At 53.8% G+C, this 2240-nt stretch carries 2 protein-coding genes; both read left to right on the forward strand.

Translation table 11 applies throughout. The annotated features are described in order from the left end of the window. The first annotated feature begins 211 nt into the window (after nucleotides 1-211). Complete coding sequence (locus EJQ19_RS31345) at nucleotides 212-427, forward strand: hypothetical protein (RefSeq protein WP_126145133.1); 216 nt, start codon at nucleotides 212-214, stop codon at nucleotides 425-427. 61 nt (nucleotides 428-488) lie between these two features. Then, nucleotides 489-2240, forward strand: a 1752-nt coding sequence (locus tag EJQ19_RS31350; RefSeq protein WP_164716869.1) for a DEAD/DEAH box helicase, incomplete at its 3' end; no start/stop codon positions are given.

The raw sequence follows: 2240 nt of genomic DNA on the forward strand, positions 1-2240 counted from the left end.
CATGCTCCGGCTGGCGGTAAGTGGTAATATCGGTTTCGTTGGTAATGGACATAACGGGAGCCTCCTTTAAATTATTACTTCCTAATATTACCTGATTGCCGAAAGAAATACGAGTTTGGCAAGTTCCGACGGTGTAAGGGCGTATGTCTGCGATTTAAACTGGAAAAACTAAGCATTGTGAGAACATGAAACCAGGAAGGGTGCGAGAGCGATGAATATCACCAGCCATGACGTCATGATTATCGAACGAGCTTTGAAAACTGCGATGAACGTAGATCGGGAGGAAGCCCGGATCCGCGACTATCAAGAAGTGCTGGCGAAAATGAGAGAAAGCGCGAACCACTCTTTATTGGCAGGGGGTTCTATGGTTAGCGAGGAGCTGGATGGCCTGCGCTACGATTATGACGATTCTTCCGATTTAATGTAGACGTACGAACGTATATTCTGTAAAATAGAAGAAATGACATTTCGTAAGGAGATTCGAGTGGATGAATCCTTTTACAGGTAAAGTTTCTTCAATGACAGAGATGATCGATGAGCTGCGCAAAGCTTCGGAGATCATGGCGCAAGTTACGTATTGGCACACGATACCCCCGCGCGAAGCCAAGCTGGTGGATTTTCCGGCTGGATTGCACGAGGGTATTTGCGCTGCGCTTAAACATAGAGGCATTCAACGGTTGTATACGCATCAAGCGGAGTCTTTCCAGCAAGCAGCGGTGGGCAACCATGTGGTCACTGTGACGCCGACGGCATCTGGGAAGACGTTGTGCTATAATTTGCCGGTGCTGCAACAGATTTTGGATAATGATGCCGCGCGGGCACTTTATATGTTTCCGACCAAGGCGCTGGCGCAGGACCAAGTGGCCGAGCTGCAAGAAATGGTCGATTTCATGGGCGTCGACATCAAGACGCATACGTATGACGGCGATACGCCGCCGACGGTGCGCCAAGCGATCCGAAACAGCGGACATATCGTGGTGACGAACCCGGATATGCTGCATTCCGCGATATTGCCTCATCATACGAAGTGGGTAAAGCTGTTTGAAAATTTAAAATATATCGTGATCGACGAGGTGCATTCGTATCGCGGGGTTTTTGGCAGCCACGTGGCGAACGTCATTCGGCGGTTAAAAAGAATATGCCGATTCTACGGCTCGAATCCGCAGTTCATTTGTGCGTCGGCGACCATCGACAACCCGAAGGAGCACGCGGAGCGCTTAATCGGCGAGGGGGTGTCGCTCGTCGACAACAACGGCTCTCCCGCCGGCGAGAAGCACTTTGTGTTCTATAACCCGCCGGTCGTCAATCAGCAGCTCGGCATTCGCAAAAGCTCCGTGCTCGAGACGCGGAAGCTCGCCGGAAAGCTGCTGCGCAGCGGCATTCAGACGATTGTGTTTGCTCGCAGCCGCGTGCGCGTGGAAATTTTGCTGACGTACTTGCAGGAGATCGTGGCACACGAGCTGGGCAGCAAATCGATCCGCGGCTACCGCGGCGGGTATCTCCCGAAGCTGCGCCGGGAGATTGAACGGGGATTGCGCAGCGGGGAAATCCGCGGCGTCGTCAGCACGAACGCGCTGGAGCTGGGCATCGACATCGGCCAGCTGCAAGCGTGCGTGCTCAACGGCTATCCCGGCACGATAGCCAGCACCTGGCAGCAGTCCGGGCGTGCCGGACGGCGGCAGGAGACCTCGCTGACGATTCTCGTCGCGAGTTCGAATCCGCTGGATCAGTATTTGATCCAGAATCCGCGCTATTTCTTCGAGCGTCCGCCGGAGCAGGCGCGCATTCATCCCGATAACCTGATCATCCTCGTGGATCATGTGAAGTGTGCGGCGTATGAGCTGCCGTTCGAAGCGAATGAGAAGTTCGGTGAGGAATCGCTCACCGATGTGCTGGAATATTTGACGGAGGAGCAGGTGCTTCACCAGGTCGGCGAACGCTGGTACTGGATGGAGCAGTCGTTCCCTGCGCATAACATTTCCTTGCGCTCGGCGGCGCAGGAGAATTTTGTCATTATAGATATGACGAACGGCGCGCGTGTCATCGGCGAGTGCGACCGGTTCAGCGCGCCGACGCTGATTCATGAAGAAGCGATCTACATCCACGAAGGGGTTCAATTCCAAGTGGAAAAGTTGGATTATGAAGAGAAGAAAGCGTATGTCCGGCAAGTGGAGGTTGATTATTTCACCGACGCGTCGTTGGCCGTGCAGCTCAAAGTGCTGCATGTGAACAAAGAAGGC

The sequence above is a fragment of the Paenibacillus whitsoniae genome, assembly GCF_003955665.1.
GTDB classification, from domain to species: domain Bacteria; phylum Bacillota; class Bacilli; order Paenibacillales; family NBRC-103111; genus Paenibacillus_E; species Paenibacillus_E whitsoniae.